Source organism: Mycolicibacterium aromaticivorans JS19b1 = JCM 16368 (genome assembly GCF_000559085.1).
GTDB lineage: Bacteria > Actinomycetota > Actinomycetes > Mycobacteriales > Mycobacteriaceae > Mycobacterium > Mycobacterium aromaticivorans.
The window spans coordinates 325,748-349,698 of sequence record NZ_JALN02000002.1 but is presented as its reverse complement, the minus strand read 5'-3'; the positions used below and the strand labels follow the sequence as shown (position 1 = coordinate 349,698).

Genomic DNA, 23,951 nt, shown 5'->3' with positions numbered 1-23,951 from the left:
GCTGTTGGGCGCGGTTTCGGTGTGGAACGTGCCCGTGAAGTCAGCCACAAAGGTTGCGCTGTTTCCCGGACCTGTCGAGGTGTCCTCGTCTAACCCCAACATCGCCATCTCCGCAGCAACCAAACCGCTTCTCCTTGATGCGCTGACCTCCACTGCGGACCCGACGTTGCGACTAGAGGCCACGCTGACCGATCTGGGGCGAAAAGCTGTTTATGACGCAGTCGACGCGTGGGGACGCTACTGCTATCACGGCCAGACACCGCCGCCTGATTGCCGAAAAATCATCAGCAGCAGCGCCAATGTGGTGCCCGACAGCACCGCGGTCGCGGGAAATGGCGATTTCGGCGACGTGACGACGAAGTTTGATCCGCAAGGCCTGAAAGTCGCCGTGAGTGGCATCGTCCGTTGGCCAGCGCATGCCACGGTCACCTATGGCGCTGCTGACTACGCTTTCACTGTCCCGATCGGCGGCACCGTCGATCTGAGCAACAATCCCGCCATCTTCACGCCTAACCCGTCCTAGTCCAGCCCTAGTCCCGGTCTACTCAACCCGAGTGTCCTACGATTTGCTCATGCCATTGGGTCCGGGTTCGGTGGTCGCCGGTTATCGGGTGGAGGGTTTGCTGGGTGTTGGTGGGATGGGTGAGGTGTACCGGGTGGCCCACCCTCGGATGGGCCGGCGTGAGGCGTTGAAGGTGTTGCCGGCGGATGTCTCAGCCGACCAGGAGTACCGGCAGCGCTTCATTCGTGAAGCCGATCTCGCGGCCTCACTGTGGCATCCCCATATCGTCGGGGTGCACGACCGCGGCGAATTCGACGCCCAGCTGTGGATCTCGATGGACTACGTCGAAGGCACCGACCTCGGGCGTGTCTCATTGACTGTGTAAGGGGTTGGGCCTGAATGGTGGTCAGGCATACTGACCGCCGGACAGGAGTGAGCATTGTCCCGACCTGATTCACGCGATGAGGCCGCCAAGCGGCTCTCTGAGGTGTTGCCGCCCTCTGCGGTCGACGCGTTATTGGCCGATGCGGAGGCCTCGGGTACCCCGATCGATGGCCCGCAGGGCCTGTTGGCCCAGATGACCAAGGCTGTGCTCGAACGGGCTCTGGACGTCGAGATCGCTGATCACCTCGGCTACGAACACGGTGATCCCGCCGGGAACGGGTCCGGCAATTCCCGCAACGGGCACGGCCGCAAGACCGTGTTGACCACCGCCGGCCCAGTCGAATTGGAGGTTCCCCGCGACCGCAACGGCAGCTTCACCCCGGCGATCGTGCCCAAACGCCAACGGCGCCTGGGCCAGGTCGAGGACATGATCTTGTCGCTGTACGCCCGAGGCATGTCGACCCGCGACATCACCGAACACCTCGAGGAGGTCTACGGCGCCAGCGTGTCGGCCGCCACGATCTCGCGGGTCACCGATGTCGTGGTCGAGGAGATCGCGGCCTGGCAGTCCCGCCCTGTCGATCCGGTGTATCCGATCCTCTACATCGACGCCATCCGGCTCAAGATCCGTGACGGTGGCGTGGTGGCCAACAAGGCCGCTCACATCGTGATCGGGGTCGACGTCGACGGGATCAAGCAGGTCCTCGGGATCTGGATCCAGCAGACCGAGGGAGCCAAGTTCTGGCACGGGGTACTCACCGAACTGCGCAATCGAGGTTGTCGGGATGCATTGTTCGTGTGCTGCGACGGGCTGACCGGTCTGCCCGAGTCGATCACCGCGGTCTGGCCGGCCGCCGTCGTCCAGACCTGCGTGGTGCATCTGCTGCGGGCCTCGATGCGCTACGCCTCCTACACCGACCGCCGGGCGATGGCCAAAGCACTGCGCCCGATCTACACCGCGGCCACCGAAGAGGCCGCCAAGCTGGCCCTGGAAGACTTCCGGGCCGAATGGAAGACGAAATCGCCAGGAGCAGTCGCTGTTTGGGATCGGGCGTGGGCCGAGTTCACACCGTTTCTGGCGTTCCCGGTCGAGATCCGCAAGATCATCTACACCACCAACGCCATCGAGTCGCTGAACTACCAGCTCCGCAAGGTCACCAAGGCCCGCGGGTCGTTCCCCTCTGATGCCGCCGCGATCAAGCTGCTCTATTTGGCCATCCGCAACATCAACCAGAAACGAGGAAACCAAGGACAAGGAACCCACCGCTGGACCGAAGCACTCAACACCTTCGCCATCCAATTCCCCGACCGACTCCCACTATGAGCACCAACCCACAATGAAACGGCCCGAACTCCCTACACAGTTATCTTGACAAGCCCCCGACCTCGGCGCCCAATTACGCCAACGCTATCCCGCCGGCATGCCCGCTACCGACGTCGCCACAATAATCACCGCCGTCGCCGAAGCCCTCGACTACGCCCACACCCGCGGCCTCATGCACCGCGACGTCAAACCCGCCAACATCATGATCACCACCCCCACCGACGGATCCTCACCACGAGTGTTGTTGACCGACTTCGGCATCGCCCGCAACCTCAACGACATCAGCGGTCTGACCATGACCAACATGACCGTGGGAACCGTGGCCTACTCCGCCCCCGAACAACTCCGCGGCGACGACATCGACGGCCGCGCCGACCAATACGCCTTGGCGGCCACCGCCTATCACCTGCTGACCGGCACCAAACTCTTCGAGCACTCCAACCCCGTCGCCGTCATCAGCGCCCACCTGAGCAGCCCTCCCCCACTGCCCGGACAAACCCGCCCCGACCTGGCCGCCTTGGACCCCATCTTCGCCCGCGCGCTCTCCAAAAACCCCGAACAACGCTTCCCCCTCTGCGCCGACTTCGCCGCCGCACTGTCCACCCACATCACCAACACCACCACCGACCACACCACCGCAGCCCCAACCCACCACGCCCCCACCACCCAACACTGGCCCACCCCCCCACCGACGTCCTTAACGTCGACTCAGCCGGCGGTCGCCGCCGCCGATTTCGCGGATAGCTGGCCCGCCAAGGCGCCTGCTCGCCGCCGGCGGACAGCGGTGGTGCTCTCCGTTGTTGCCGCGGTCGCGGTAGTCGCGGCGGCCGTCATCGGCCTCACTGTGATGACCGCGCACAACAAGACCCAACGCATCGCCGCGGAGCACGAGGCGGCCCGCGCTGCCGGTGAGCGCTACCTACAGGCCCTCGCGGCCGGTGATGCGAAGACGGCCCTGTCGTTGAGCGCCTCGGCCCCTGCCGACACCCACTTGTTGACAGAGGCGGTCTTGCAGGCCGGGCTGACGTCGCTACCTGTCACCGATATCTCAGTCACCGCCTTTGACCCCCTCGGCAGTGAGGTGGCCACGACCGAGAAGCTGCGACTGACGGCGACATTCGGATCACAGGTCTCGCATGCCGACGTCACGGCGAGAAAGGTAGAGGGCCAGTGGAAGCTCGACAACACAACGGTCCAGGTTCCATTGAAAGCCCCCGCTGACGGGCCGTACGAGGGACTGAAAGCTGTGGCGATCGGCGGGCAGCCCACTGGCGGTGCTGCAACGCTGACACTGTTTCCTGGGTTGCCGGCAGTGGGTTCGGCCAACCGGTTCGTCGATGTCACCGCCGAGGTTAAGCCGGTACTGCTGGAAGGCTTGGCTGGAGCACCTGCTGAGCCGATTGTGCCGGCGATCAGCCTCAACGACATCGGCCGGCAGGCAGTCCTCGACACCGTGCAGGCTCGTTCGCAGTACTGCTTCCAGGGCGGCCCGTACCCTCCTGAATGCTGCCCAACCGGATCGTGCAAGAAGCCCGATAAGCCCGGCCGTAGCTCGGCGGGAATCGACATGAACACCGTGAAATTGACGAAGCTACGGTCCGTCGACGGCGCCACGTACAGCCTCGATCCGGCCACCATGATCGTCACCATCACCGATGGTGAAATGCAGTGGTCGGCCGATGCTCAGAGGGCCGACGGTACCGGCATTTGGCACGACTACTGGATCACTGTCGGTCTGACCGGGAAGATGGTCAATATCGGTGTGGACCCACCTGTGTGGGTGGATCCACCGCGCTGAATGCCTGATCTTGCGGTCGAGGTGCATGCGCCGTCTCGACACTGCATCACCGGTCAGGCGGTGGGCGCGACGGGTGCAAGCTGGTCAAGGAGCGCTTCGAGAGCTGCGGTGGGTCGCGCCTCCAGTCGCTCGCCGGCCTCAGCCGACAACAGCTCGGTGGTGTCGATCCCTGCGGCGTTGGCCGCCTCATCTGCACTCAACCCGAGCGCACGACGCGCGGCGTAAAGTCGTTGTCCGACTGTGGCGTTGGGGGCATGGGCGGCGTGCAGCATGAGGTCGTTGTAGCGGGCCCGTACGGCGCCTAGCGCTACGGCTAGGGCTGCCGAGCCCCTGGCGTTGCGCGCTGCAGTGGCGGTGGCGATCTCAAGTTTGTGTAACTCGGCCAGAATTGCCGTGGCACGGGATGTGAAATTCGGTTCAGTGCGCTCAGGCAGATCCGTGATGCGGGCCGAAAGGGCAACCAGCGCAAGGTCGATGACATCCGCCAGCGCCGAAGCCGGCACGGCATCAGTGCTCGCAGCTGCAGCCTCTTCCCGCAGCTGGTTGAGGGTTCCGGGCTGCCAGCCCAGCGCACCTTCCAACTTGCCCAGGGTCGCGTTGCGCGGCCACCGTCGACCCTTTTCGAGGGCGATCAGCGTGGCACCAGCCACGATTCCGTCCCGGGCGAGGCCTCGCTGAGTGAGGTCCAGTTCAGCGCGGCGCGCAGCGACGGCCGCACCGACGTGGGCCAAGGCTGGATCGATGTCGCCGGAAGGATCCTCGTCGAGGTCCTCGTCGTCGTCCAGCGCAGGGGCGGCGTGGGCCGGGGCTGCCGCGCCGGAAGGGCTAGCGATCACCGGGGCCAGGTGGGTGTGCCCGTCCCGGGCGAGTTCGAACACCACAGGCAATCCCTCAGTGGGGTGGCCTAGACGCAGAGCTAGGCCGTCGGCAATCGGCACCGAGCTGCGCTTGCGCTCGTTGACATAGATTCCGTTGGTGCTGGTGTCCACCGCCAACCACCCACCAGTGTGGGGCTCCAGGCGAACATGCCGCCGGGAGATCCGCTCATCAGGAATGTGAATCGCGGCTTCGCTGTCACGCCCGATCACGACCGGCCCGTCGCTGGGGCGAACCACCCGGGCCCGATCACCGACTCGCACGATCAGCGCCGGCGTGTAGTCCACGAAATACCTCCTGTCGTCCAATCCTGATGCGCCACGCCACCGAAACTCGCCACTGCATCAGAAACAAGTATTGCATGCCGAGACGCGTGTGGACCTGCTGCAGGCGGAACTCACCAGGTGAGAATCTCGACGTCATAGGGCGCCACGCCCCACCGATTTGTCGGTGTCTTCCCAAGTCCGATGGCTATCCCGCGGCGGCGACCGCAGCCACGGCAAACGTCCATTAGCGGTCCGTAACGCCTGTACTGCTTTAACTTCAGGTATTGCACTCGGGTGGTTTGGACGCTTATGCTGCCCACCATGTCGCTTCATCTGAAACTAAAGCACTATCAGCGGCGTGGCGCGGGTACTCGCCGCGGGGGCCCTCGGGCGTTGACCGTGGTCGCGCTTACCGGCGTCGCTGTTGCGGTGACGGCCGCGGTTGGGGCTCCGGTGAGCCACGCGACCATCGTGGGGGGCGTGGCGGCCTTCACCGACGGATCGGGGACTCCCGCGGTCTCGTCCTCCCCGGTGGGGCCGTTCTCGTCGGCGGATCTGGCGGGTTCGCTTCTGTCGGCCGAGCAGGCCGCGGCTCTTACCGGTGCGACCGCTGCGATGCAGGTCCGCGGCCCGGCGGCCGGTTTCCTCAATACCGCCAAGGACATCAGCGATCAGCACTGCGCGAGCCCTTGGGGCCCGGGCGAGGCCGAGTCGTACACCGACAATGCCTATACCGGCCTGGCGGTCAGCACGGCCAGCGATTCTGTCGCGGGCTCTGAGCACACCATCACCCAAGCCGTGATCGGGTTCGCTGATGAGGGATCGTTGCGGCGCTACAAGAGCCGCATCGCCGGCCAGTGGCGCGACTGCGCCACCCGCACCATCACCTACTCGCCGCCCGACAACCCCAGCGCCACCCAGTTCTGGCAGCTGGGCACCGCTGACTCCAACCCTGAGCGAACCATGATGATCATGTCGCAGCACGTTTCCGGAGCTGACTGGGGCTGTGAGCGGGGCTTTGCCTCCACGACCAGCAACATCGCCATCGATGTCCTGGTGTGTGGGCATGACCCGAAGGGCCAAGCATCCCAGGCTATTCGGGTGATCACAGGTCAAGTGCCCGGATGAGACCCGACCCGCCGCAAGGCGGCACTGCCGACAACACCGTGCACCCGGCCAGGCCGAGGTGCCAGAATGGCCAGGACGCCAGCAACATTGCCGACGAAGGGATTCGACGCGTTGTGCGCACTCCAGCAAGCTCCGTCTGGGCGCGCAGGCGCGGCGGTTTGTGTGCTGCGGCGGCATTGGTGGTTGCACAGATCGCCTCAGGCTGTGCGGCCACGGTCCCGGGAATCCTGCTGTCCGGGCCGGACCAGCCGTTCCGGGTAGCAGGCCTGGTCGCCGAGGACGGGGCTTCCGGCGTGCGCGATAACGCACCAGCACCCTCGGGAGCTGTTCGGGGAAGCGATAACGGACCCGTCGACCGGTTGGCAGCTGTGAGCATCGACGACATCACCGAGTACTGGCGCCAGGCCTATCCGCACAGCCTGCACGGCACGTTCGCTCCGGTCGGCACCCTGGTGTCCTACGACTCGACCAACCCCTCCAGTCCGGTGCTGTGCGGTGAAACTACCTATGACGAGGTCAACGCGTTCTTTTGCCCCCGCGATGACCTCATTGCCTGGGATCGCGCGGTGATGGTGCCGGTCACCAAGCAGTATTTCGGTGAGACTGCGGTCGCTGGGTTGTTCGCACACGAGTACGGCCACGCGATCCAGGAGATGGCCGACCTCGTCGAGCGCGACACCCCTACCTTGGTTGCCGAACAGCAGGCCGACTGCTTCGCCGGCAGCTACCTGCGCTGGGTGGCCGAGGGCCGCTCATCGCGGTTCACGTTGAGTACCGGCGACGGTCTCAATCATGTCCTGGCCGGCGCGATCACCATCCGCGATCCGGTCATCACGCCGCGGAGGATGAAATTGCTCGAGGATGGCCATGGCACAGCGCTGGATCGGGTCAGCGCCGTCCAGAAGGGTTTCAGCGCGGGCCCTAGCGCGTGTGCCACGATCTCAATGGAAGAGATCACCCGCCGTCGCGGCGATCTACCGCTCGTTCTCCAGGCCGAGTCGACCGGGGCGCTGCAGTCCGGGCAGGTCGCCATCACTGAGGAGACGCTGAACACGTTGGTGGAGATCCTCGGCAAGATCTTCGCCCCCGAGCAGCCTCCCGCCCTGGCCGTCGACGCCTCCCGCGTCAGCTGCGCGTCCCACCCCACCCCCGACACCCCGGCGTGGTACTGCCCGTCGGCGAACACCGTCGTCGTCAATCTCGATGCGCTCCAGAAGATGGGAACACCTGCCGACGAGTCGAATCACGTTCTCCTCCAAGGCGACGACACCGCGTTGTCGGTGGTGACGTCTCGATACCTGCTGGCTCTGCAACGGGAGCGAGGTCTTCCCCTTGACTCTGCGACGACAGCGCTGCGAACGGCATGCCTGACGGGCTTCGCGCAACGCGCTATGGCCAAGCACGTCGACGTCGCGTCGGGAAAGCAACTCCAACTCACCGCGGGTGATCTTGACGAAGCTGTCGCTGGGCTGCTCAGCAACGGACTCGTCGCCAGCGATGTCAACAACGACACCGTGCCAGCCGGCTTCACCCGGATCGCGGCGTTCCGCTCCGGGCTGCTTAACTCAACCGCTGACAGCTGCTATCAAAGGTATCTGCCATGACCACATCCCCGCCTTTTCGGCGTTCCATCGCCGCAGCCGCGGGCGTTCTGTGCTCGGCTGCGCTCACCGTAACTGGATGCGCGACAACAGTTCCGGGAACGGCGAGCCTCAAGCAGCCGGTGTCCAAGCCGGCCGAACCGACCCACTCCCCCACTCCCCTGGTTACCGCCGCGGCGCTGCCCCAGCTGCTCATCGACTTACCGACCATGCAAGGCCTCATCGGCTCACCCGCGCTGGAGACCGGCGCTGTCGACACCAAGCTCAGCGAGCTCGACCCAGGCGACCAATACACCCCGCCGGAATGCCTTAGCTCCATGCTGTGGGGGCAGAGCAGCGTCTATGCGGGCCTGAACGCCACCGATGCCTACGGCCAAACCTATAAGGACCCCGGCCCCAAGGGGGCCCACGCTGTTGCCCAGATGATTGTGCTCTTCCCCGACCGCGCCGCCGCGGCCGCCGCCGCTCAACGCGTCACCGACCAGTGGAGAGCCTGTACTGGTCGGCAGGTGACGGAGACCCGCAGTGACGGATTGACGCCCCCGCACTGGACGATCGGCGACGTTGTGCAGACTGGCGCGGTGACCACGATGGTCCGCCGGCCTGACGACAGCAAGCGATGGGCGTGTGCGCGCTTCATGGCCGCCAAATCCAACGCACTGGTCGACGGGCTGATGTGCTCCTACGACATAGCCGATCGCCCCGTGCAGATTACCAACGCGATCCTGGCCAAGATCGCGGACTGAGCCGCCGCGGTGTCGCTGCCGTCGGGGGAAGTATCGCGAACGAGTTATGTTGCTTTCCTTGGTGGTTCACGATTCGGACGTCCTTAGCGATGTTGTCGCGTTGCCGTCGTAACCCATCCTCGTTGAGCGGTCCGCGTCGGCTTGGTCTGCGCTCTCCATATCGGAGTCATGTACCAGAATGGGCGATGACCAGGGAACATGTGCGCCAGGCTTTCGGCGTGGTCGCGGGCTGGCAGCGGGGTATCTTGCCTGGCTTGCCGTTGCTACTGGTGTTGCGGTGACGATGCCGGTTCATCTCTGGGTGACCGTTGCCGCCCATCCTGGTCACACTCGGGGTGGCGGCTCTCATTCTTGGTCGCCGCAGTTCTACGGGGCCGGCTGGTTACTTCTTCTGGTCTTCGCCGGTGCTGCCGGTCCTGGCCAGCAGCTACGTGCTGGCCTGCGTGGCGATCTGAGCAGACCCACCCACTCCCCCGCCTGGTTGGCGCCGGCCCGCGGGGGCGGCTCTGCCGTCGAGGGCGACAAATGTGCAGTTTGGTCCCGGCGGCGGGTCGTACACCGTTTCCGAGCAAGTCCGGCAGGTGAAAGACCTATGCGCTCCGAGGCCCTGGGCTGAGCACGTGGCGCACTGCTGGGTGCCCACCAAGACCCGGTACGGACCGCGAAGTGTATGTCCTTGTGGGCAGGCCAGCGGAGGCCCGGGCTCGACCCAACCTGTTCTCGTGCATCTCAAGGCCACCACGAGCTGAGTGTAGTCAGCGAGCCGCCAAACACTCCCCTGCTGCTCGTACCGCCCGCGACGGCAACCCGGACCTAGCCGAGCCCCTCGCAACACTTGGCCGGGGCCTAAGGCTGAATGTGCAGTGGCCGCCTTTAGGTGTCTTTCTTTCCGGGAAGGAAGGCGTTGAGGATCGGTGCAATCCACGTACTGCGCGTGGTGAATCCGAGCTCGCGCCCGAGGCTATCGAGCACATTTTCCTGCTCGGGAGTGGGGCTGAATCCGATCTGGACGCTGCCGCCGCCTAGGTACCGCACCGCCGAGGGGTCGGCGGGAAACAGCGAACCGCCGACCGGTGCAGTACTGACCTCCGATCTCTTGATGATGTCGGTCAGGTCTGCGTGCTTGGCGGTGATCGCTTCGAGGACGACCTGCAGGTTGGTCTTCTTCGCTTTATGCCGGTAGTCCTCGAAGCGTTGTTTGACGCCTTGGCTCACGTAGACCGCGGTCGTCGGCCGCGTGCGAGACCGGGTGCTCGACTGGCGCGGTGATCGAACCGTCCGGGGGGAGACTGGCGGCCGGGGGGCCTCTGCTGGATCAGCGACTCGGGCCTCCGAGAGGGGCTGGTCCGGGGCCGGAGCAGGGGTAGTTGCGAGGAGGCCACTGAGCCCGGAGCCACGGGGAGCGGGGCTGCCGAGGTCCGACAGATCTTCGGCGGGGATGTCCTGGTGCTTCAGCTTGCCGCTCACGGCCACACTCCTTGCTCGATCATTTCGGCGCGTCGCGCGCCGGCCCGGGTGAGGATTTCTTGCGCGAGTTTGGCGAAATCGCGGGCTACAGGTTTGGACGTACTGCTGACAACAGCAGTGCTCTTGGCGGTTCCGCTACGCAACTCCCAGTACTTGGGGTTGTTGGCGATCTCTTGTTCCAGTTCGTGGGCGACCCGACCGTATTTGGTCATGTCGTTGGCGACCGCTTCGGAGTGGCGGATGAACGCTGACATCATCACGTCGTTATCAGCGCCAAGGTCTCGCGCGATCTGATCGGTCATCTCCTTCCTGACCTTCGTTGCGGATGTGCCCGACGCGAATGCGAACACTCCGAGCAACATGAGGTACTCGTTGAACTCCCGCATTTTGCGGATCTCGCCGGCCAATTCCCGGAGGCCGAATTGCGACATCAGCTCCGTCTTCATCGGCACCACGATGAATCGAGCCGCGCACAGGGCCAGCTCCAGCAGTAGCGGATTTTCCGGTGGAGTGTCGATGATGATGAGTTGGTAGTTGTGTGCGATTCGCTGGAGGCTGTCCGCGAGTGACAGGAGAACGGACGGTGCCGACTCCTGCGACATCATGTCGCCGGCCACGGCGGCGCTAATGCGCCGTACGAACGGCCCACCGGGAATCACGTCAAGGTTGTCTCGCACTCCCTGGACAGGTCTGAGCGGTGTGCCGCCAGTGATGGCGCCGAAAAGGCCGCGCCCATGGTCGTCAAGCTCGGTGTTGGCGAACCCCAAAAGGTGGGCGATGTTCCCCTGCCCGTTGAGGTCAATGATCAGAGTCGGGGCCCCATCGGAGGCCACCAGGGCCCCGATATTCGCCGTCGTTGTGGTCTTTCCAACGCCGCCCTTACCGTTGGCGACCGCATATACGTGGCCTAGACGCGCCCAGTCGATCGTCGGCACCGGCGCGGCCCAGGCGGTTACGCTTTCGGTCATGAAAGCCCTCTGGCCTGTTCAATTACGGATGGCTGCCCACGTAACGCACCGTCCGGCGCGAGGGCTGCGGGCACACTGCGGTTCATGGTCAGCAGAGTCTAGCGACCCAGGTACGGCCCGCAAGTCGACGCCACGCCGTCCACGCAGTAGTGATCAAACCGTGACACACCACGTGGATGCCCGCAGCAGCCGTAACGCTGCTCGCAGTAGTGGTCCACACTCCTCCGTCCACAACGGCCGTCATGGTTGGATGCGTCGCGGTGGCGATCTTCACCAGAGCACCGACAGCTGCATGCTTCCCACCGCAACGCCTCACGCGATAAGCCCCGTTGCAGACCATCCCGAGTCACCGTCGACATGCCATGGATGGCGGGCCGTCGAAGTCGCCGTGGCCTACTGCATGGCCCACGGCCTGCATGAACACTCCCGGTCAGGTGTGATTACAGACTCGATAGCAGGCACAGCTGACCACCATATCCACTGCCTGACATGCCGCCCGAACCATTGCCTGCTAACACACCGTGTCTACCGCCATGGCTACGACCAGATATGGAGCCTGCATGTGCGCCAAGCAGACAACCTGAGTATCGGCCTGCTGCGATGCACCACATACCGCCAAGCATCACGCGTGATTCCGACTGTGATGCACAGTGGCTGAATCGATGGAGGTGGCCACTGCAGCATCGACTGTGAGGGCTATGGAGCGCGCCGCGTGTGGCACAAGGTGGGTGCCGGTGTAAGTCAATGCACTATCGGCCGATGAACACCATGCGTTGTGGTCCACGCGTGCCATTGCATGCCGACAGACCGTGGTCGCAGCAGTACATGACGCAGACAGGCGAGGGGGTCAGCCAATTCAGATGACCGCTGCGAGTGCTGGCCGTGCACGAGTGCGTCACAGAACCTCAGGCACCGCTATGCGACGTGCAACGGACCAAACCCGTCCACCAGCGTGGACGATTACTCGTGAGGCGATGCATCGCAGGACGTGGTCCATAGCGCTGCTCACAGCGTGTTAGTGACTGAGTGCATCACCGTTGAAGTAAACAGTGCGCGCCACTTGGAGCAGGACGCCATACAGCATGGTGACCCCGACTCGCAACTGAGCGTGTGGCTCTGCCTCAGTGCAGATTGATAATCAACCCCATCATTCGGCGGTGTATCTGGCTTCGCGCCTTTGCGCCCGCATATGTCTCACGGGGAGTGCGACCTGGCCTTTTGGCAAGAACGGTCGATGTGGCACAGGCTTGCATCGACTCAGAGGTGCCCACCGTGCTCCTGGGCTGATCCGACGCCTTCGCTGCGTCCGTTCCACGCACCAGAGCGGTTTCGCGCCTCTACGGGCCAGCTGGGCGGTTTTTCCACGTCACGCACATCGTTCCAGGGGTATCCCCGACTTAGGTTGGCGTCCGGGGCGGCGAGACAGCCCCCTTGACCGCCCCAAACCTGGGGGCCGGTGGGGCCCCCGACCTAATCGTTGGGCTGGGTCAGGGAGCTGGCGTCGTCGGGAGTGAGCAGTCGCCCGAGGATGTCTTGGTAATTATCGGCAGCTTTCGCGAAACCCGTCGCCGCGTCGCGATATTGGCCGGCCATCGACCAGTGTCGGTCGGTAAGCGCACGGTAGTCGTCGACTAGAGCAGCTGCGGCGTCGCTCGCGTGCTGGAACTCCTGTACGGCGCCGAGCAGGATTGCCTGGTTTGCCTGCAGAAGGCGGTTGGTTTCTTCTGTCGCGGCGGCGGTGGCCCGTGCCCGTGCTTCACCCTCGCGGGCGTGCGCTTCCGCGGCACGGGATTGTTCGAGCTCTCGGTGGAGTCCTACGATGGTGTCCAGGAGACTGCTCGCATCCTGAGACGCCGGCTGAGCAGCGGCCGATAGCAGTTGATCGGCGTAGACGTAGTAGGTCGGCCGTTTACCCTCGAGTGTTGAGCCGCCGTCGAGGTCACCGTTTTCAACCAGCCGTTTGACGGTCCGCCAGTCTTTTCCGAGCAGTTTGGCCGCTTGCGCCAGTGAGACGGTCGGCCGTCCCCGCTGCGGTGGGGGCGACGAGCTCACGCGGCTTCCCCCTCACCTGGCCCGATGCGTCTTGCGGGCCCTCACTATACCGCTGCCCGCCGACACGGATGAGTCCCTGAAATGCCATTTTGCCGGATTATCCAACATCAAATTTGGCGCTGGACACGCCGCCTCCGCTGCCTGCATGCAGATCCGGCTGAGGCTACAGTGTCAATGTCGGTTTATCCGACATACTGAGACAATTCAGTGCGGATCAGCCGCGACAGGATGCAGGCGAGGGGAGCGGACGTATGGCGGAAAATACGGCAAAGGTCACCACTGCGCGTCGGCGGCGACCCGACTGGCGCAGTCGGGAGGTCCGCGCGAAGGAGAAGATGGTGGCCCGTCGGGTCAGCGAGGCTGACCATAGGGCGTTGAGGCAGTTTGCAGACGAAACCGGCACGACGATAGCCGAGATGATCGCGCCCGCGATCGACGCCATCATCGCCCAGGCGCACACCTATTTCCAGGAAGCCGATCGGCAGGAGTTGGCGCCGCAAGCCCGAGCATCTTAAGCCTCACGGCTACGCGGCCAGGATTCGCCCGCCGAGCAGTTCGGCGATGAGTTCGATCGCGTCAAGCTCATCGCTTCCAGTCCCGTGATCTGGTGGGCCAGTGGCCATCACCGCCTCCAGCCAGGCCGAATGTTCGACGTCGTCCGCCGGCACGTTCGGTGTTTCCGACGTCCTGTCCGAGGGTTCTGCGTGCAGACCCACGGCGTGTTGGCGTTCCCGATCGTCGAGCCAGCTCCGCCAGGCGGCTCTTTCCTCCCGGTGCTTTGCCAGCCGTTCGTCACGTGTCTGGTGTAGATGGTGCCGGGCCGCGATGTCATCAAGTGACGCACTTCCAGGCCCCACGATTCCTCTGCCTGGCGTCGTGATCAGGCCCGCGATCTGGAGGTCGGCGATCATGCTGTCAGCGGTGGCCCGGGGAAGCGCTGCAGCCGCATACACGTCCGCTCGCGCGGTCAGGCCGTGGTGGACGACGAGTTCGTAGATCCGGCGAAGATGGTGGCCCAACACGGCCCAGGCATCGTGCACCGGTTCGACTCTGACCCGTTCTGCCCTGTTGTGTATCGGGGACACTATGTTCTGACTGGTCAGAGCGTATACGTCCGGTTCGGTTCCGACATGGTGCCGGACCAGCATGAGCGGCGATCCAGGTCGTTCCCTCAAGTCCGCCAGCACCCGCCAAATGCTGTCCTCGCTCAGCAGCCCTGCGGACAGCGATAACGTGCGGCCTCCGACGCCGACCAACCACGTACCTGAACGCTGCTCACCAGCCACCAGGGCATAGAACGCTACCGCTTGCAGCACACAATGCACGGTCCAGCGGTAGCGCTGTCCAGCGAATTCTCCATCCGCCCACGCGAGGGCGTTTGCTAGCCACGCCCGCAGCGGCTGCGGCCCCCGGTACCCCCTGTGCCCCCCCGGTGAGTACTTACTCTTGTGCCGCGGGGGAGAGGATTTTAGGACGTTGTCGATGAGCCAACTGGTGGCTTTGTTGACGTCTCGGGCCAGGGCGTCCTCGGCCCGATGTTGATACCGCCGGTAGGCAGTTCCAAGTCCGTGTTCCCACGGTCCCCCGGGTGCCATCATGGCCCGCAGGCTGGCCAGGCTGTGGCCGCGGGCTACGGCCTGTGTGACGACCGACATGCGGGCTTCGTGATTGGACTGCCACGTCGGCCGTGTGGCGGCGATGGCTGCATGGGTGGCGTAGGCGGCGACGTCGGGAGGCAGCGGGTCGCTTCGAAGGTAGGGGGCCGCGATGGTTTGGGTGTCGCCGGTGCCATGGAGATAGGCGCTGCGGTCGCCGGCTTGGCTGGGGGAGGCGGTGCGCGGAGCCTGATCGCGGGTCCTGAATACGCCCAGCAGCATGCAGAGTCGGGGGAGCAGGTCTGGCTCTGACCGCGTGGTCAAGGTTGCAACGGCGTCATCGAGGGTGCCGACGAGCTGCCGGTAGCCACCTTCGCGGCAGGGGCTTCCTGGTGGGGTCATGCACCCCGTCTCGGGGTTCGTGTTGGGTGTGATGTCGAGCGTGGGCAACCGGGCGGCTAACAAGCGGACTAGAGGCACAATTTCGTCATGTGACGCTGAGGTCCCAATAGCGAGTGGACACAGCAGGTGACCGCCCCCGCTGGTGGAACGGTCTGCGATCACCTCGCCACCACATTGGGTCAACCATGAGGTTGCAGCGGCCATGTCAGCGTCCACGGCAGCGCGTCCATGGCGCTTTGCGTCGAAGTCGAGCCAGAGCATGTGGGTGCGGCGGTGACTGTAGAGGTACACCGCGGCTGGGCGTGTAGGGAGCCGGTCGGTGCGCTTGGAGGTGTCGCTGAACTTCCCAGTCACGCTGCTGCACAGCCTCATCCGTGATCGGCCGGGAGCGGCGACCAGTGGCGCAAGGCGTTTCCACACCAATTGCGGTGACGGGGCGGTCGACGGTTTGGGCGCCTCGCCGTGGGCTGCCGCTGTCACGGTCGGCCTGCCCGAGCAGCTTGGCGGGCAATGCTTTTGGGGTGACGCCAGCCTTGTACGGGCGCAGGTTGCACTGCGCTATTGCGGCTCACAAGGGTGTCCCTTATCCTGGAGCCAGCTACTTTGCCTACGCAGGCGAGTTGCTGGCGCCAAAATCGGTCTCGGAGAATTCGGTTGTGGTGGTCGCTTGTGAACCGAAGTTGGCGCTTCGGTTCGGATCTGCGAAATCCCCGCTACGGCGGGGCTTTCGTCTTTCAGGGACCACTTGCTCCTGCCTGACGTAGCCACGCAGGGTATGTTGCAACGGGGTAAATGTGCCTCCTGGTTCTCGTGTTGCAGCCGAGTTTGTCATGAAGTGGTCGGATTAACCGACCAGACACGCCTGGTCACACCCAGATATTTGGCAACAGTGCCTCCAGCCGCAGCGCAATCAGGTTGTCATGATCTGCCGTGGCGACGCGCCGCCCCTAGAACTCAACCTTGGCGGCCGAACACAACCTCGCCGGGCGGGCTCAGACAGCACCCACCGGAATTCTTGGCGCGTCGCTATTGCGCCGCTCGGCGATGTTGGATGGAAATCAGCCCGCGCCCGCCGGCGACTCCACTAGAGGCATCGGCAGGCTTCGGCTCACTCACCCAATGCGACTTCTGTTACTGGGCGCACCTTCCTGAAAGCAGCGAGGCATGACCGCAGTGGACAACATGGCACCGTTCATCGACGGGGAACACCCTGGCCTCAACCCTGTGCCGAGCGACGTAATGGCCTGGCTTGAACCGGAGGTCGATGACAGCGCTCGCGGCGAGGTTCCTCCGCTCGTCCGGGTGAGTAGGGCAGTCGCAGTGGCCATCACCGCGGCTATCGCCATCTCCAGCTTCATCCTGTCCTTCGCCGCCTTGAGTGATTTGGCGCGCCGAACGGGCAGCTGGACGGGATGGCTTCCGTACTTGTGGCCCGGAATCGTCGATGGCGCAATTGTTTTGGCGACGATGGGCATCCTGGCCACCGCCGCGTACCCGGATCAGCGCAAGAACAGGCAGTTCTTCTGGGCCATGCTCGGCGGGGGAGCGCTGGTCAGCGTCGGCGGCAACGCCTTGCACGCCATCTTGCCGGCCACAGCGCCGCTGCCGACCGCGCTGGCGTTCGCCGTGGCATGTGTGCCACCGGCCGGGATTTTGGGGAGCACGCACGCGGTCCAAATATTGTGGCGCTTCAACCCTTCCCGTGAAATGGCCTCCTCACAGCCGCGTCGCACCGTTGAGGTGCCAGTGCCGGCCGATCATGACCGCGGCCAGCGGTGGCTGCAGTTGGCCCGTGAGATCCACACCCGCGGCCGGTTGACCAATCACTCCGAAACCACGCTGAGCCAGGCGCTGTGGCGGCTGTTCGAGGTGCGCCCGCAGATGTCGCTGCGTGCCATTGGGGAGGAGGTGGGCGTGGGTCACCACGATGTCATCGCCCGGATCCGCCAGACCGCCACTGAGGTGGTGCGGGAACGTCCTGAATTAGTTCCTATGCCCGTAGCTATCGAGGGTCAGCCGGGCTTAGCGTCATAGACAGCAGCGACGTGGTGAACAGAGAGGACGTCCGCTCGTGACCTTTGGCCTTCCGAGTCTTCCCAACATTGTGGAGGACGTGCTCGAACCGGCGGTCGTGAACGCGGTGAAAGTCGTGACCGCGGTGGGTCGCGTGTTCGGCGATGACGATCACCCGCCGTCACAAACTCCGTTGCAGCGCACCAACACTGCGCTCTACGGACCCGGCGGGCCACCGGCCGCACCCCCGCCGGCCCCGGCTCCGCCGGCTGACCAGGCGGGCGGATTGAACGATGGCGCGACCAATGCCGGCGATCAGTACAACAAGCATGTCGACGGCGCAGCCCTGACCGATGACAAGCTGGCTACGCTGCTCAAGCAGATTTTCGAGTCCAATCAGCAGGCGCGTGACAAGGTCACTGCGATCCTGGCCGACATCCAGGCCAAGTCCAAGCAGATCGCCCCGGAGATGGGTGACCCGGCCTCGGTGATGGCGTTCCAGAAGTACATGGATCAGAAGTTCGGTGAGATCCAAAAGTTGCTCAGTGATTCGCAGGTCGACGCAAAGACCCAGGCCGCGATCATGGATGCGCTGGGCCAGGAGTACCGGACCAATGGGCCGAAGTCCGGTGAGGGAGAAGACAAGGGGTCGGCTGGCGGTGAGGGCGGGTCCGGTGGCGACTCCTCGGGTGGTGGCGGGGGCGGGGATGCCGCTCCACCTGCTGATGCTGGGGCCGGAGCGGGTGCGCCTCCAGCAGACGCCGGGGCCGGCGCTGACCCGCTAACCGATCCGCTGGCGGGCATGGGCCCGATGGGTATGGGGGGCATGGGCATGGACCCGATGTCCTCGCTGGCCGGGCTCGGTTCGGCGTTGCCGGGCATGCTCGGCGGGCTGGGCGGCGGTGGGGGCTCTCCGCTGGATGCGTTGGGGCCCGCTCTGGGCGGTCTGGGCTCGACCCTTCCGGGGTTGGCCTCACAGTTTTCCGATAAGAACGGTCAGGACCCGGCCAGCACGGACGATAAGTTCTCCGACACCAAGGGTGACGGAAAAGCTGACAAACCTGAAGACGCCTTCAAAGACGACCAGGGAAAAACTGATGACCCACCGGCCGATAAGGGCACGCAGGACGCCAAGGGCCCCGCTGACCCGAACACGGTGCAGCCGGCGGCCAATACCCCGGCGGCGGCCGCACCGGCGGCGGCACCGGCGGCCGATCCGCAGCGCACCGTGTCTTTGCCCGATGGAACCTCGGTGACAGCCACCGACGCGCAGCGCGCGGGCGCAATGAAGGCCGTTCTCAACGGTTCATCGGTGAGCGCTGCCTATGGCGATCAGATCCCGCCGGCGGGCTCACCGGTGATGAATCCGGTCGACCGCAACAGTCTGCGACCCGGCGACTATGCCCAGTTCGAGGCCAAATCCGCGGTGATGTACATGGGCAATGGCAAAATCTGGCTAGATGGCCAGCTCAAACCCGTCTCGGCGCTGCCCAGCTCGTCGGACTTCTTAGGCTGGACCGGACCGCCGGCAGCTGGGGGCGGGACGCAGGTGACGGTGCCGGCGCCAGCAACCGGCACACCGGCATCAGCTTCGGTTACCACGGCGCCGCCGACCGGTAACCCCACGGCATAGGGGAGTCCGCAGGATGCAGTCAGAAGCCGAGACGCAGGAACGTACCTACGTCGAGACATCGCGCACCGGGGCGCTGCTGGTTGAGCTGGACGGCACCGGTGGTGTGGTGCGGGTGCAGCTCGAGCCGGAGGTCAACGCCACCTGGTCGGCAGACACCCTGTCGGAGCGTCTGATGCACCTGCACCGGCTGGCGCTGATGCGGGCCCGCTTCGCCCAGCGCCAACGTATGAACGAACTCGGCGCCGATATGCCACCGGACGACACCTATCCCAGTGAGTCCGAGATCGCCGCCTACCGCGCCCGATATGTGGATTTTTGAGGCCGCGCTAACCCCCGAGCACCGAGGTTACGCTGGGAAAACGACCCAATGACCGAAAGGACGAGACCATGGCCAACCAGTTGAGGGTGGATTTCGACGCCTGGGAGGACCACGCCTCCTGGTGGGATAACGAGAGCGCGGAGGCAGCTCGACGCATGGCCACCGACCCGGACACCCTCGAGTCCGCCCGGCATGCCTTCGGCAAGATCGGCTCATCGACGGTCGGGCAGGCCTACGCCGACGCCTTGGCCGCTCGTCACGACCTAGGACAGCGCCTGGCCGCCAACGCTCAGGCCGTGGCCAACCATATCCGCCGCAATCTGCAGACCTACGCCGATCAAGAGCACGAGAACCAGCAGACGCTGCGGACGTAGATCAAGGTTGCTTCATGGCCAGTAGCGCAAATCTCTTCATCGACCCCGACGGTGTGCGCGCCGCCGGGGCTGGCCTGTCGGGGGCCAGCTCCGAGGCGGCGGCACCAGCGCCGGCAGTTACGCCCTGCGCGGCAGACTCGACCTCGGTGAAGATCGCCTACGCGCTATCGGCGTCGATCAGTGAGCTGGTCAACGCCACCGTGGCGGTCAATCACAAAACCGCCCAGGCCAGCTCACTGATGACCAGCAGCGCCACCACCTACGAAGACCAGGAAAAGGCCAACGCCGCGACCCTTGCCGCCGGCTCCCGGGGCCGCGCTCCTTCCGTCCCAGTCGGTGCTACCCCATCCATCGCCGTTCCACCGCTCGTAGCGCCCCCGATACCGACACCGGGTGTGCAGCCAACGTCCGGCAAGGACATCGCCGCACTCATGCACGGCGGGCCGGGGCCCGAAGCTCTGGAGACCGCCGCGCAGGCGTTGAACGCTCATGCTTCTCAACTGGATTCGGCCGCACAGTCGGTGCGCTCGGCAAGATGGACCAGCGAGCAAAACTGGGACTCCGCGGCCGCCGACCAAGCCAGCACACACCTGGCCGCGCTGGAGTCGGCCTACACCCGCCACGCCGATCAATCGCGCACACTGTCACGCGATGCGACCGGGCAGGCCAACAACTTTCGACAGGCCCGCGCCAACATCCCCACCCCGCAACACTTCACCGAACTGGAGCAGCGTCTACGGGCGGCGGCAGCGGCCAACGCCAACAGTGGAGGCCGCTACACCGCCACGGTCACCAAGCTGCAGACCGACTTGGCTGCGGCCCACCAACAAGCGGTCAGCAGCTACAGCACCTACACCGCAGGTGGGCAACTGCAAGCCAAGCCCCTGGAGCCGAGCGTCGCAGCCACTACAGCAGCTGGGGTGCCGGGGCAGGGGCAACCAGGTGCGACGCCGGGGACCGAGGACGGGTCGCTGCCCGCTACCGGTGATGCTGCGGACGGCACGGGTCCGGCCGGCAACGCCTTGGGTGACCCCACCGGCGGCGGCGCGCAGCTGATGCAGACGCTGTTGCCGACGGTGCTCGGCGTGGTGGCCGGCGCGGCCGGCGGACTGCTCGGGGCGCTCAGTGGCGTTGCGGACAAAGTTCAGCAGACCGGTTCCCAGCTCGTCGGCGGCCTGGCCCAGGGGGGCGCCTCGGCGCTGCAAGGACTCGCTGGCGGCCAACCTGGTGGGTCTGACCCGTCGTTAGGGGAGGGCGGTGGTCCCGGCGATCCCGGGCTGGGCGATGGCGGCGGCGGTGGCTCCGAGCCTGGGGATACAGAGCCCGCGTCGGCCGGTGACGGGGGCCTTGCGGCCGCGCCGGCGTCAGCAGCTGCCGCGCCAGCAGTGGCCCCGGCGCCCACCGTGGGAACGGGCGCCCCGACAGTGAGCAGCACCGGCGGCAGTGCGGGGATGGGCGCACCGATGGGTGGCATGATGCCGCCGATGATGGGTGGGCCCGGCCGCGGCGGTGGGGGCAGCGAGGATGACAAGCGGCTCTATGACGAGAAGCGGCTGCGTCTGACGACCCCACCAAATGCCGAACCGGTCAAAGGCAGGGTTGAAGCGCGCGAATCCCGTTCTGAGAGAAGAGATAAGCAGACATGACGCTGACCGACGATCAGTACGTCGCCCAGGCCGAGGCCGCCCTGGCGCACATGCGCGCCCGCAACAAGGCATTCCTCGACGCCGCGGAGGGGATCAACATCCCGTGGCTGCACGATGACGTGCGAGCCCGCTTCGACAGCAACGGCGACCTCGTCGACCTCGACATCGCGCCCGAAGCGATGAGCACCTACACCAACGTCGAGCTCGAAGAACTCATCACCGCGGTGCTGCGTGAAACCCGCAAGCAGCTCACCGAGCACATGCACGGCTTGTTCGTGACCTACCTGGTTCCCACCGATCCCCGGTTCGACCCTGACATCACCGGTGAGCGCTACATCGCGCCGCCGCCACCGGATGCCTGACGACGCTCGTCCGCGCAAGCCGGTGCGGGATAGTCCAGCGGGCATGACGCACTCTACAACTGACATCCAGTTCGGGTGGCTCGGTGAAATAGCCTGATGCGTAACCCATTCGAGCCAGTGGCAAGCGTGCGAAGCGCGCGGGGCAGACCGTTGGGACCCGGGTCATCATCGCTGGCCTCGCAGGCCTGCAACGAGTTCGGCGCGGGCCTGGCGCTCGGCCTCCTCGGCGACCACACGCTTGCGTGCAGCTCGCGCGGCGATCTCGGCCGCCACCTGCTGGGCAGCGCGATGCGCTGGCTTGCCCAGTCGGCTCTGGGCCGCACACCGCGCGATGCGTGCGGCTTCCATCTCGGCGCGGAACGGCCGGCGCTCGTCCTCGTGATGGCGCAGGCGCGCCCGCTCCATCGCCAGCTCCAGCGCCGCGGGCCGGTGGTCGAGTGAGTTGTTGCGCGCAGGCCAGCCAATCGCCGAGCACACCTACCTCACCTTGCGGGGGAGGTGCTGGGCAGGCCGCGTCCGAGGAATCCCTCTCGGGCCTTTCCCGCGTCAGGCTGCGCTGCTGTGGACGTCGGCGCTGGTGCGGCGGCGGCGCACCGCCGAAGACGGCATGGCCGGGGCGGGCAGGCCGGGCAGCTCGATGTGGCGGCGACGCTCGAACTGCGCCAGCAGGTAGTCGTAGGCCGCGCCCAGAAGCTCGGGGTCGCTCTTGTCGCCGGGCAGGGATAGACCGCCCCACACGCCGTACTCCTCCCGTGCGGCGACGGCGTTGTAGCCGCATCGGCCGATGAACGGACAGTCCTGGCATGCCCGGACTGCCAAGACGCGGTCCTTGAACTGGGAGAACCACAGCTCCTGGCCGTTGCGGGTCCGGCTCGGCTCAACTGTCTGGCACGGTGTGGGTTCGCTGGTGTGGTAGAGCCGCACCCCGACCTGGCTGCCGCGATCCACCGAACGCGCCCCGGAAGATGCCTGCTCGATGGCGGTCTGATTGCTCATCTTCTGGGGTGTCCTCTCTTGCGCCGAAACCATGATTTTTCACGCTTACGGTTGCACCGTAGCAGGATTTTTCACGGTCCCCAACCCTTCCGACCGTGAAATCTCGGAAATTACACACTCCGACGTAACCCATACTTCGCCATATACGCATTTCAACGCCGATTCTCCGAAATCCCCACGCAGCCGCCAGGGCATGATTTTTCACAGTCAATGGCGTTGCCGTCCGCGCGGCATATAGGGGTAGGGGCGGCCCGCCCGCTAACGTTGAGCAGTGTCCGCGCTGCAGCTCCGCGCGGGCTGAATGTGCAGGTGAAGCCGCCGACTAGGCGATCTTTGCGTGATTTATCACGGTCTGTCGTGGCAGGAACAGGTTTTTTCACGCTCACTAGGGCAAAATGTTGCCCATCATGTCTTGGGATCAGCTCGCGGCGGCAGTCCGGGCGCGGCGCACGGAGTTGGGCCTGACACAGGTCGACGTGGCCACGGCCGGACGTGTCTCCGTGGACATGATCCGCAATATCGAGCATCGCCGCCGCACGCCCAAGCGAGTGAATCCGCGCACCGCTCGCGCGATCGAGGACGCCCTCGAATGGGAGCCCGGCAGCATCGAAGACACCCTGGCCGGCGGCGACCCGACACCCATCATTGAGAAGTCTCCCCGTGCCAAGAAGCCCGCAAGGGATACCACTGTAGGTGACCACCCTGCGCCCGAAACCCGCACTGACACAGACGATCCTCTGCCTCCTGCTCCGACACCAGCGGAAGCGGCACGGCTGGACACCGGAGATCGGTTCGCTCTGGCCCGTCAGATCCTGGCCCTGCGGTCAGCCCTGTCAGAACACCAACGCGCCATCAGCCCGGACGCTCGAGAAGCGTTAATGACAGAAATGGCCAACTCGGCACGGGAAGCCGAAGAAGCCATCGCGCGGATCATGCCCTGGCTCGGCGACGATGAACGCGGCGAGGCTATCGGTCTCCTCGTCAAACTCCGAGAACCGTTGGCCTAGAACATCACTGGAAGCAGCCGTACCGATGACGATTGCGTGCCATCCCGATGAAGTCGTTTTGGTGATCAACGAGCTGCACGAAGTCGCCGAGACCGTTCGGACCTACGGGGATCTGGGCCGACCCCCTGGTGGCGGGCGTCCGTCGCTGGGCGGCATGCCGATGCAGCTCTATCTGCTTGCCGCCGCCGTGGAGACCCAAATGCGCAGCCTCATCCACGCCGATCACGTGTGCGCCTCGCGACTGTTCCACCCGCCTGACGACCCGGCACGAAAGGTCATGCACTTCGACCTGACAACCGCCGACACCGTTGTCGTCAGCGCAGTCAGCACCGAAATCTGCGTCGCGGAGCTGGGCCACGCCCACCGCCGACTGACCGCGGCCACCACGCGGCTCCGCACCGCCCTGCAGTCGCCGGCCATGGCACCGGTACTCGAGAGCCTCGACAACGAGGCCGAACAATTGCGCCTCTTCGTCGCCGCGTTCGCCTAACC

At 65.2% G+C, this 23,951-nt stretch carries 20 protein-coding genes and 2 pseudogenes; 15 read left to right on the top strand and 7 right to left on the bottom strand.

Annotated elements, in window-relative coordinates:
* Positions 1–572: 572 nt before the first annotated feature.
* The 3 genes and pseudogenes from Y900_RS27920 to Y900_RS33620 all read left to right on the top strand — a co-directional run.
* Positions 573–866: pseudogene (locus Y900_RS27920) on the top strand (protein kinase domain-containing protein); the annotation flags it as partial.
* A gap of 75 nt (positions 867–941) precedes the next feature.
* Complete coding sequence (locus Y900_RS27915) at positions 942–2,210, top strand: IS256 family transposase (protein ID WP_036348619.1); 1,269 nt, start codon at positions 942–944, stop codon at positions 2,208–2,210.
* Between the two features lie 85 nt (positions 2,211–2,295).
* Positions 2,296–4,008: pseudogene (locus Y900_RS33620) on the top strand (protein kinase domain-containing protein); the annotation flags it as partial.
* 53 nt (positions 4,009–4,061) lie between these two features.
* Here Y900_RS33620 and Y900_RS27905 read toward each other — a convergent pair.
* The gene (locus tag Y900_RS27905; RefSeq protein WP_051660525.1) at positions 4,062–5,171 is read right to left on the bottom strand and encodes an FHA domain-containing protein; all 1,110 of its coding nucleotides are present in this window, start codon (positions 5,169–5,171) and stop codon (positions 4,062–4,064) included.
* A gap of 300 nt (positions 5,172–5,471) precedes the next feature.
* Between Y900_RS27905 and Y900_RS27900 the strand changes: the two genes are divergently transcribed.
* The 3 genes from Y900_RS27900 to Y900_RS27890 all read left to right on the top strand — a co-directional run bounded on the left by Y900_RS27900 (position 5,472) and on the right by Y900_RS27890 (position 8,625).
* Entirely contained in the window at positions 5,472–6,278 is an 807-nt protein-coding gene (locus tag Y900_RS27900) for a sensor domain-containing protein (RefSeq protein ID WP_157838296.1), read from the top strand.
* Between the two features lie 179 nt (positions 6,279–6,457).
* The gene (locus tag Y900_RS27895) at positions 6,458–7,882 is read left to right on the top strand and encodes a neutral zinc metallopeptidase (RefSeq protein WP_237752756.1); all 1,425 of its coding nucleotides are present in this window, start codon (positions 6,458–6,460) and stop codon (positions 7,880–7,882) included.
* Complete coding sequence (locus tag Y900_RS27890) at positions 7,879–8,625, top strand: sensor domain-containing protein (protein ID WP_081845402.1); 747 nt, start codon at positions 7,879–7,881, stop codon at positions 8,623–8,625. The genes Y900_RS27895 and Y900_RS27890 overlap by 4 nt, the downstream gene beginning before the upstream one ends.
* Positions 8,626–9,498: 873 nt before the next feature.
* On the opposite strand, the gene Y900_RS33275 is transcribed toward Y900_RS27890, so the two are convergent.
* The 3 genes from Y900_RS33275 to Y900_RS27875 all read right to left on the bottom strand — a co-directional run bounded on the left by Y900_RS33275 (position 9,499) and on the right by Y900_RS27875 (position 13,112).
* Positions 9,499–9,840, bottom strand: a complete 342-nt coding sequence (locus Y900_RS33275) for a hypothetical protein (RefSeq protein ID WP_237752755.1) — start codon at positions 9,838–9,840, stop codon at positions 9,499–9,501.
* Between the two features lie 248 nt (positions 9,841–10,088).
* Positions 10,089–11,060, bottom strand: a complete 972-nt coding sequence (locus tag Y900_RS27880; protein WP_036348610.1) for a ParA family protein — start codon at positions 11,058–11,060, stop codon at positions 10,089–10,091.
* 1,470 nt (positions 11,061–12,530) lie between these two features.
* Positions 12,531–13,112, bottom strand: a complete 582-nt coding sequence (locus Y900_RS27875) for a hypothetical protein (protein ID WP_036348608.1) — start codon at positions 13,110–13,112, stop codon at positions 12,531–12,533.
* A 374-nt stretch (positions 13,113–13,486) separates the two neighbouring features.
* On the opposite strand from Y900_RS27875, the gene Y900_RS33270 reads away from it, so the two are divergent.
* Positions 13,487–13,627, top strand: coding sequence for a hypothetical protein (locus Y900_RS33270; protein WP_237752754.1), 141 nt, complete (start codon positions 13,487–13,489; stop codon positions 13,625–13,627).
* Positions 13,628–13,636: 9 nt separating this feature from the next.
* On the opposite strand, the gene Y900_RS27865 is transcribed toward Y900_RS33270, so the two are convergent.
* Positions 13,637–15,109, bottom strand: coding sequence for a hypothetical protein (locus Y900_RS27865; RefSeq protein WP_237752753.1), 1,473 nt, complete (start codon positions 15,107–15,109; stop codon positions 13,637–13,639).
* 1,164 nt (positions 15,110–16,273) lie between these two features.
* On the opposite strand from Y900_RS27865, the gene Y900_RS30595 reads away from it, so the two are divergent.
* The 6 genes from Y900_RS30595 (at position 16,274) to Y900_RS27835 (ending at position 21,456) form a co-directional block, all read left to right on the top strand.
* Positions 16,274–17,143 carry a DUF2637 domain-containing protein gene (locus Y900_RS30595; protein ID WP_051660522.1) on the top strand — a complete coding sequence of 290 codons (870 nt, stop codon included), beginning with the start codon at positions 16,274–16,276 and terminating at the stop codon, positions 17,141–17,143.
* A gap of 79 nt (positions 17,144–17,222) precedes the next feature.
* Positions 17,223–18,755, top strand: coding sequence for a DUF4226 domain-containing protein (locus Y900_RS27855; protein WP_237752752.1), 1,533 nt, complete (start codon positions 17,223–17,225; stop codon positions 18,753–18,755).
* A 13-nt stretch (positions 18,756–18,768) separates the two neighbouring features.
* Entirely contained in the window at positions 18,769–19,074 is a 306-nt protein-coding gene (locus Y900_RS27850) for a YbaB/EbfC family nucleoid-associated protein (RefSeq protein ID WP_036348596.1), read from the top strand.
* Positions 19,075–19,142: 68 nt separating this feature from the next.
* Positions 19,143–19,448 carry a type VII secretion target gene (locus Y900_RS27845; RefSeq protein ID WP_036348593.1) on the top strand — a complete coding sequence of 102 codons (306 nt, stop codon included), beginning with the start codon at positions 19,143–19,145 and terminating at the stop codon, positions 19,446–19,448.
* Positions 19,449–19,462: 14 nt separating this feature from the next.
* A complete protein-coding gene (locus tag Y900_RS30590) occupies positions 19,463–21,094 on the top strand; it encodes a PPE domain-containing protein (RefSeq protein ID WP_081845401.1) in 1,632 nt (543 codons plus the stop codon).
* Positions 21,091–21,456: a YbaB/EbfC family nucleoid-associated protein gene (locus tag Y900_RS27835; RefSeq protein ID WP_036348590.1), complete on the top strand. Its 366-nt coding sequence runs from the start codon at positions 21,091–21,093 to the stop codon at positions 21,454–21,456. Before Y900_RS30590 ends, Y900_RS27835 begins: the two co-directional genes overlap by 4 nt.
* 165 nt (positions 21,457–21,621) lie before the next feature.
* Here the strand turns inward: Y900_RS27835 and Y900_RS27830 are convergent, their stop codons facing one another.
* A complete protein-coding gene (locus tag Y900_RS27830) occupies positions 21,622–21,933 on the bottom strand; it encodes a hypothetical protein (RefSeq protein WP_036348587.1) in 312 nt (103 codons plus the stop codon).
* A gap of 69 nt (positions 21,934–22,002) precedes the next feature.
* Positions 22,003–22,452, bottom strand: a complete 450-nt coding sequence (locus Y900_RS27825) for a WhiB family transcriptional regulator (RefSeq protein WP_051660520.1) — start codon at positions 22,450–22,452, stop codon at positions 22,003–22,005.
* 395 nt (positions 22,453–22,847) lie between these two features.
* Between Y900_RS27825 and Y900_RS27820 the strand changes: the two genes are divergently transcribed.
* Both Y900_RS27820 and Y900_RS27815 read left to right on the top strand, forming a co-directional pair.
* The gene (locus tag Y900_RS27820; RefSeq protein ID WP_036348584.1) at positions 22,848–23,459 is read left to right on the top strand and encodes a helix-turn-helix domain-containing protein; all 612 of its coding nucleotides are present in this window, start codon (positions 22,848–22,850) and stop codon (positions 23,457–23,459) included.
* Positions 23,460–23,484: 25 nt separating this feature from the next.
* A complete protein-coding gene (locus tag Y900_RS27815) occupies positions 23,485–23,949 on the top strand; it encodes a hypothetical protein (protein ID WP_036348581.1) in 465 nt (154 codons plus the stop codon).
* The last annotated feature ends 2 nt before the right edge of the window (positions 23,950–23,951 follow it).

What these genes read in the sequence shown, in the direction of transcription:
- Y900_RS27900 (WP_157838296.1), top strand. Translation starts at nt 5,472, where the DNA reads ATGTCGCTTCATCTGAAACTAAAGCACTATCAGCGGCGTGGCGCGGGT.
- Y900_RS27890 (WP_081845402.1), top strand. Translation starts at nt 7,879, where the DNA reads ATGACCACATCCCCGCCTTTTCGGCGTTCCATCGCCGCAGCCGCGGGC.
- Y900_RS27880 (WP_036348610.1), bottom strand. Translation starts at nt 11,060, where the DNA reads ATGACCGAAAGCGTAACCGCCTGGGCCGCGCCGGTGCCGACGATCGAC.
- Y900_RS27865 (WP_237752753.1), bottom strand. Translation starts at nt 15,109, where the DNA reads ATGACCCCACCAGGAAGCCCCTGCCGCGAAGGTGGCTACCGGCAGCTC.
- Y900_RS30595 (WP_051660522.1), top strand. Translation starts at nt 16,274, where the DNA reads ATGACCGCAGTGGACAACATGGCACCGTTCATCGACGGGGAACACCCT.
- Y900_RS27850 (WP_036348596.1), top strand. Translation starts at nt 18,769, where the DNA reads ATGCAGTCAGAAGCCGAGACGCAGGAACGTACCTACGTCGAGACATCG.
- Y900_RS27845 (WP_036348593.1), top strand. Translation starts at nt 19,143, where the DNA reads ATGGCCAACCAGTTGAGGGTGGATTTCGACGCCTGGGAGGACCACGCC.
- Y900_RS30590 (WP_081845401.1), top strand. Translation starts at nt 19,463, where the DNA reads ATGGCCAGTAGCGCAAATCTCTTCATCGACCCCGACGGTGTGCGCGCC.
- Y900_RS27835 (WP_036348590.1), top strand. Translation starts at nt 21,091, where the DNA reads ATGACGCTGACCGACGATCAGTACGTCGCCCAGGCCGAGGCCGCCCTG.
- Y900_RS27825 (WP_051660520.1), bottom strand. Translation starts at nt 22,452, where the DNA reads ATGAGCAATCAGACCGCCATCGAGCAGGCATCTTCCGGGGCGCGTTCG.
- Y900_RS27820 (WP_036348584.1), top strand. Translation starts at nt 22,848, where the DNA reads ATGTTGCCCATCATGTCTTGGGATCAGCTCGCGGCGGCAGTCCGGGCG.
- Y900_RS27815 (WP_036348581.1), top strand. Translation starts at nt 23,485, where the DNA reads ATGACGATTGCGTGCCATCCCGATGAAGTCGTTTTGGTGATCAACGAG.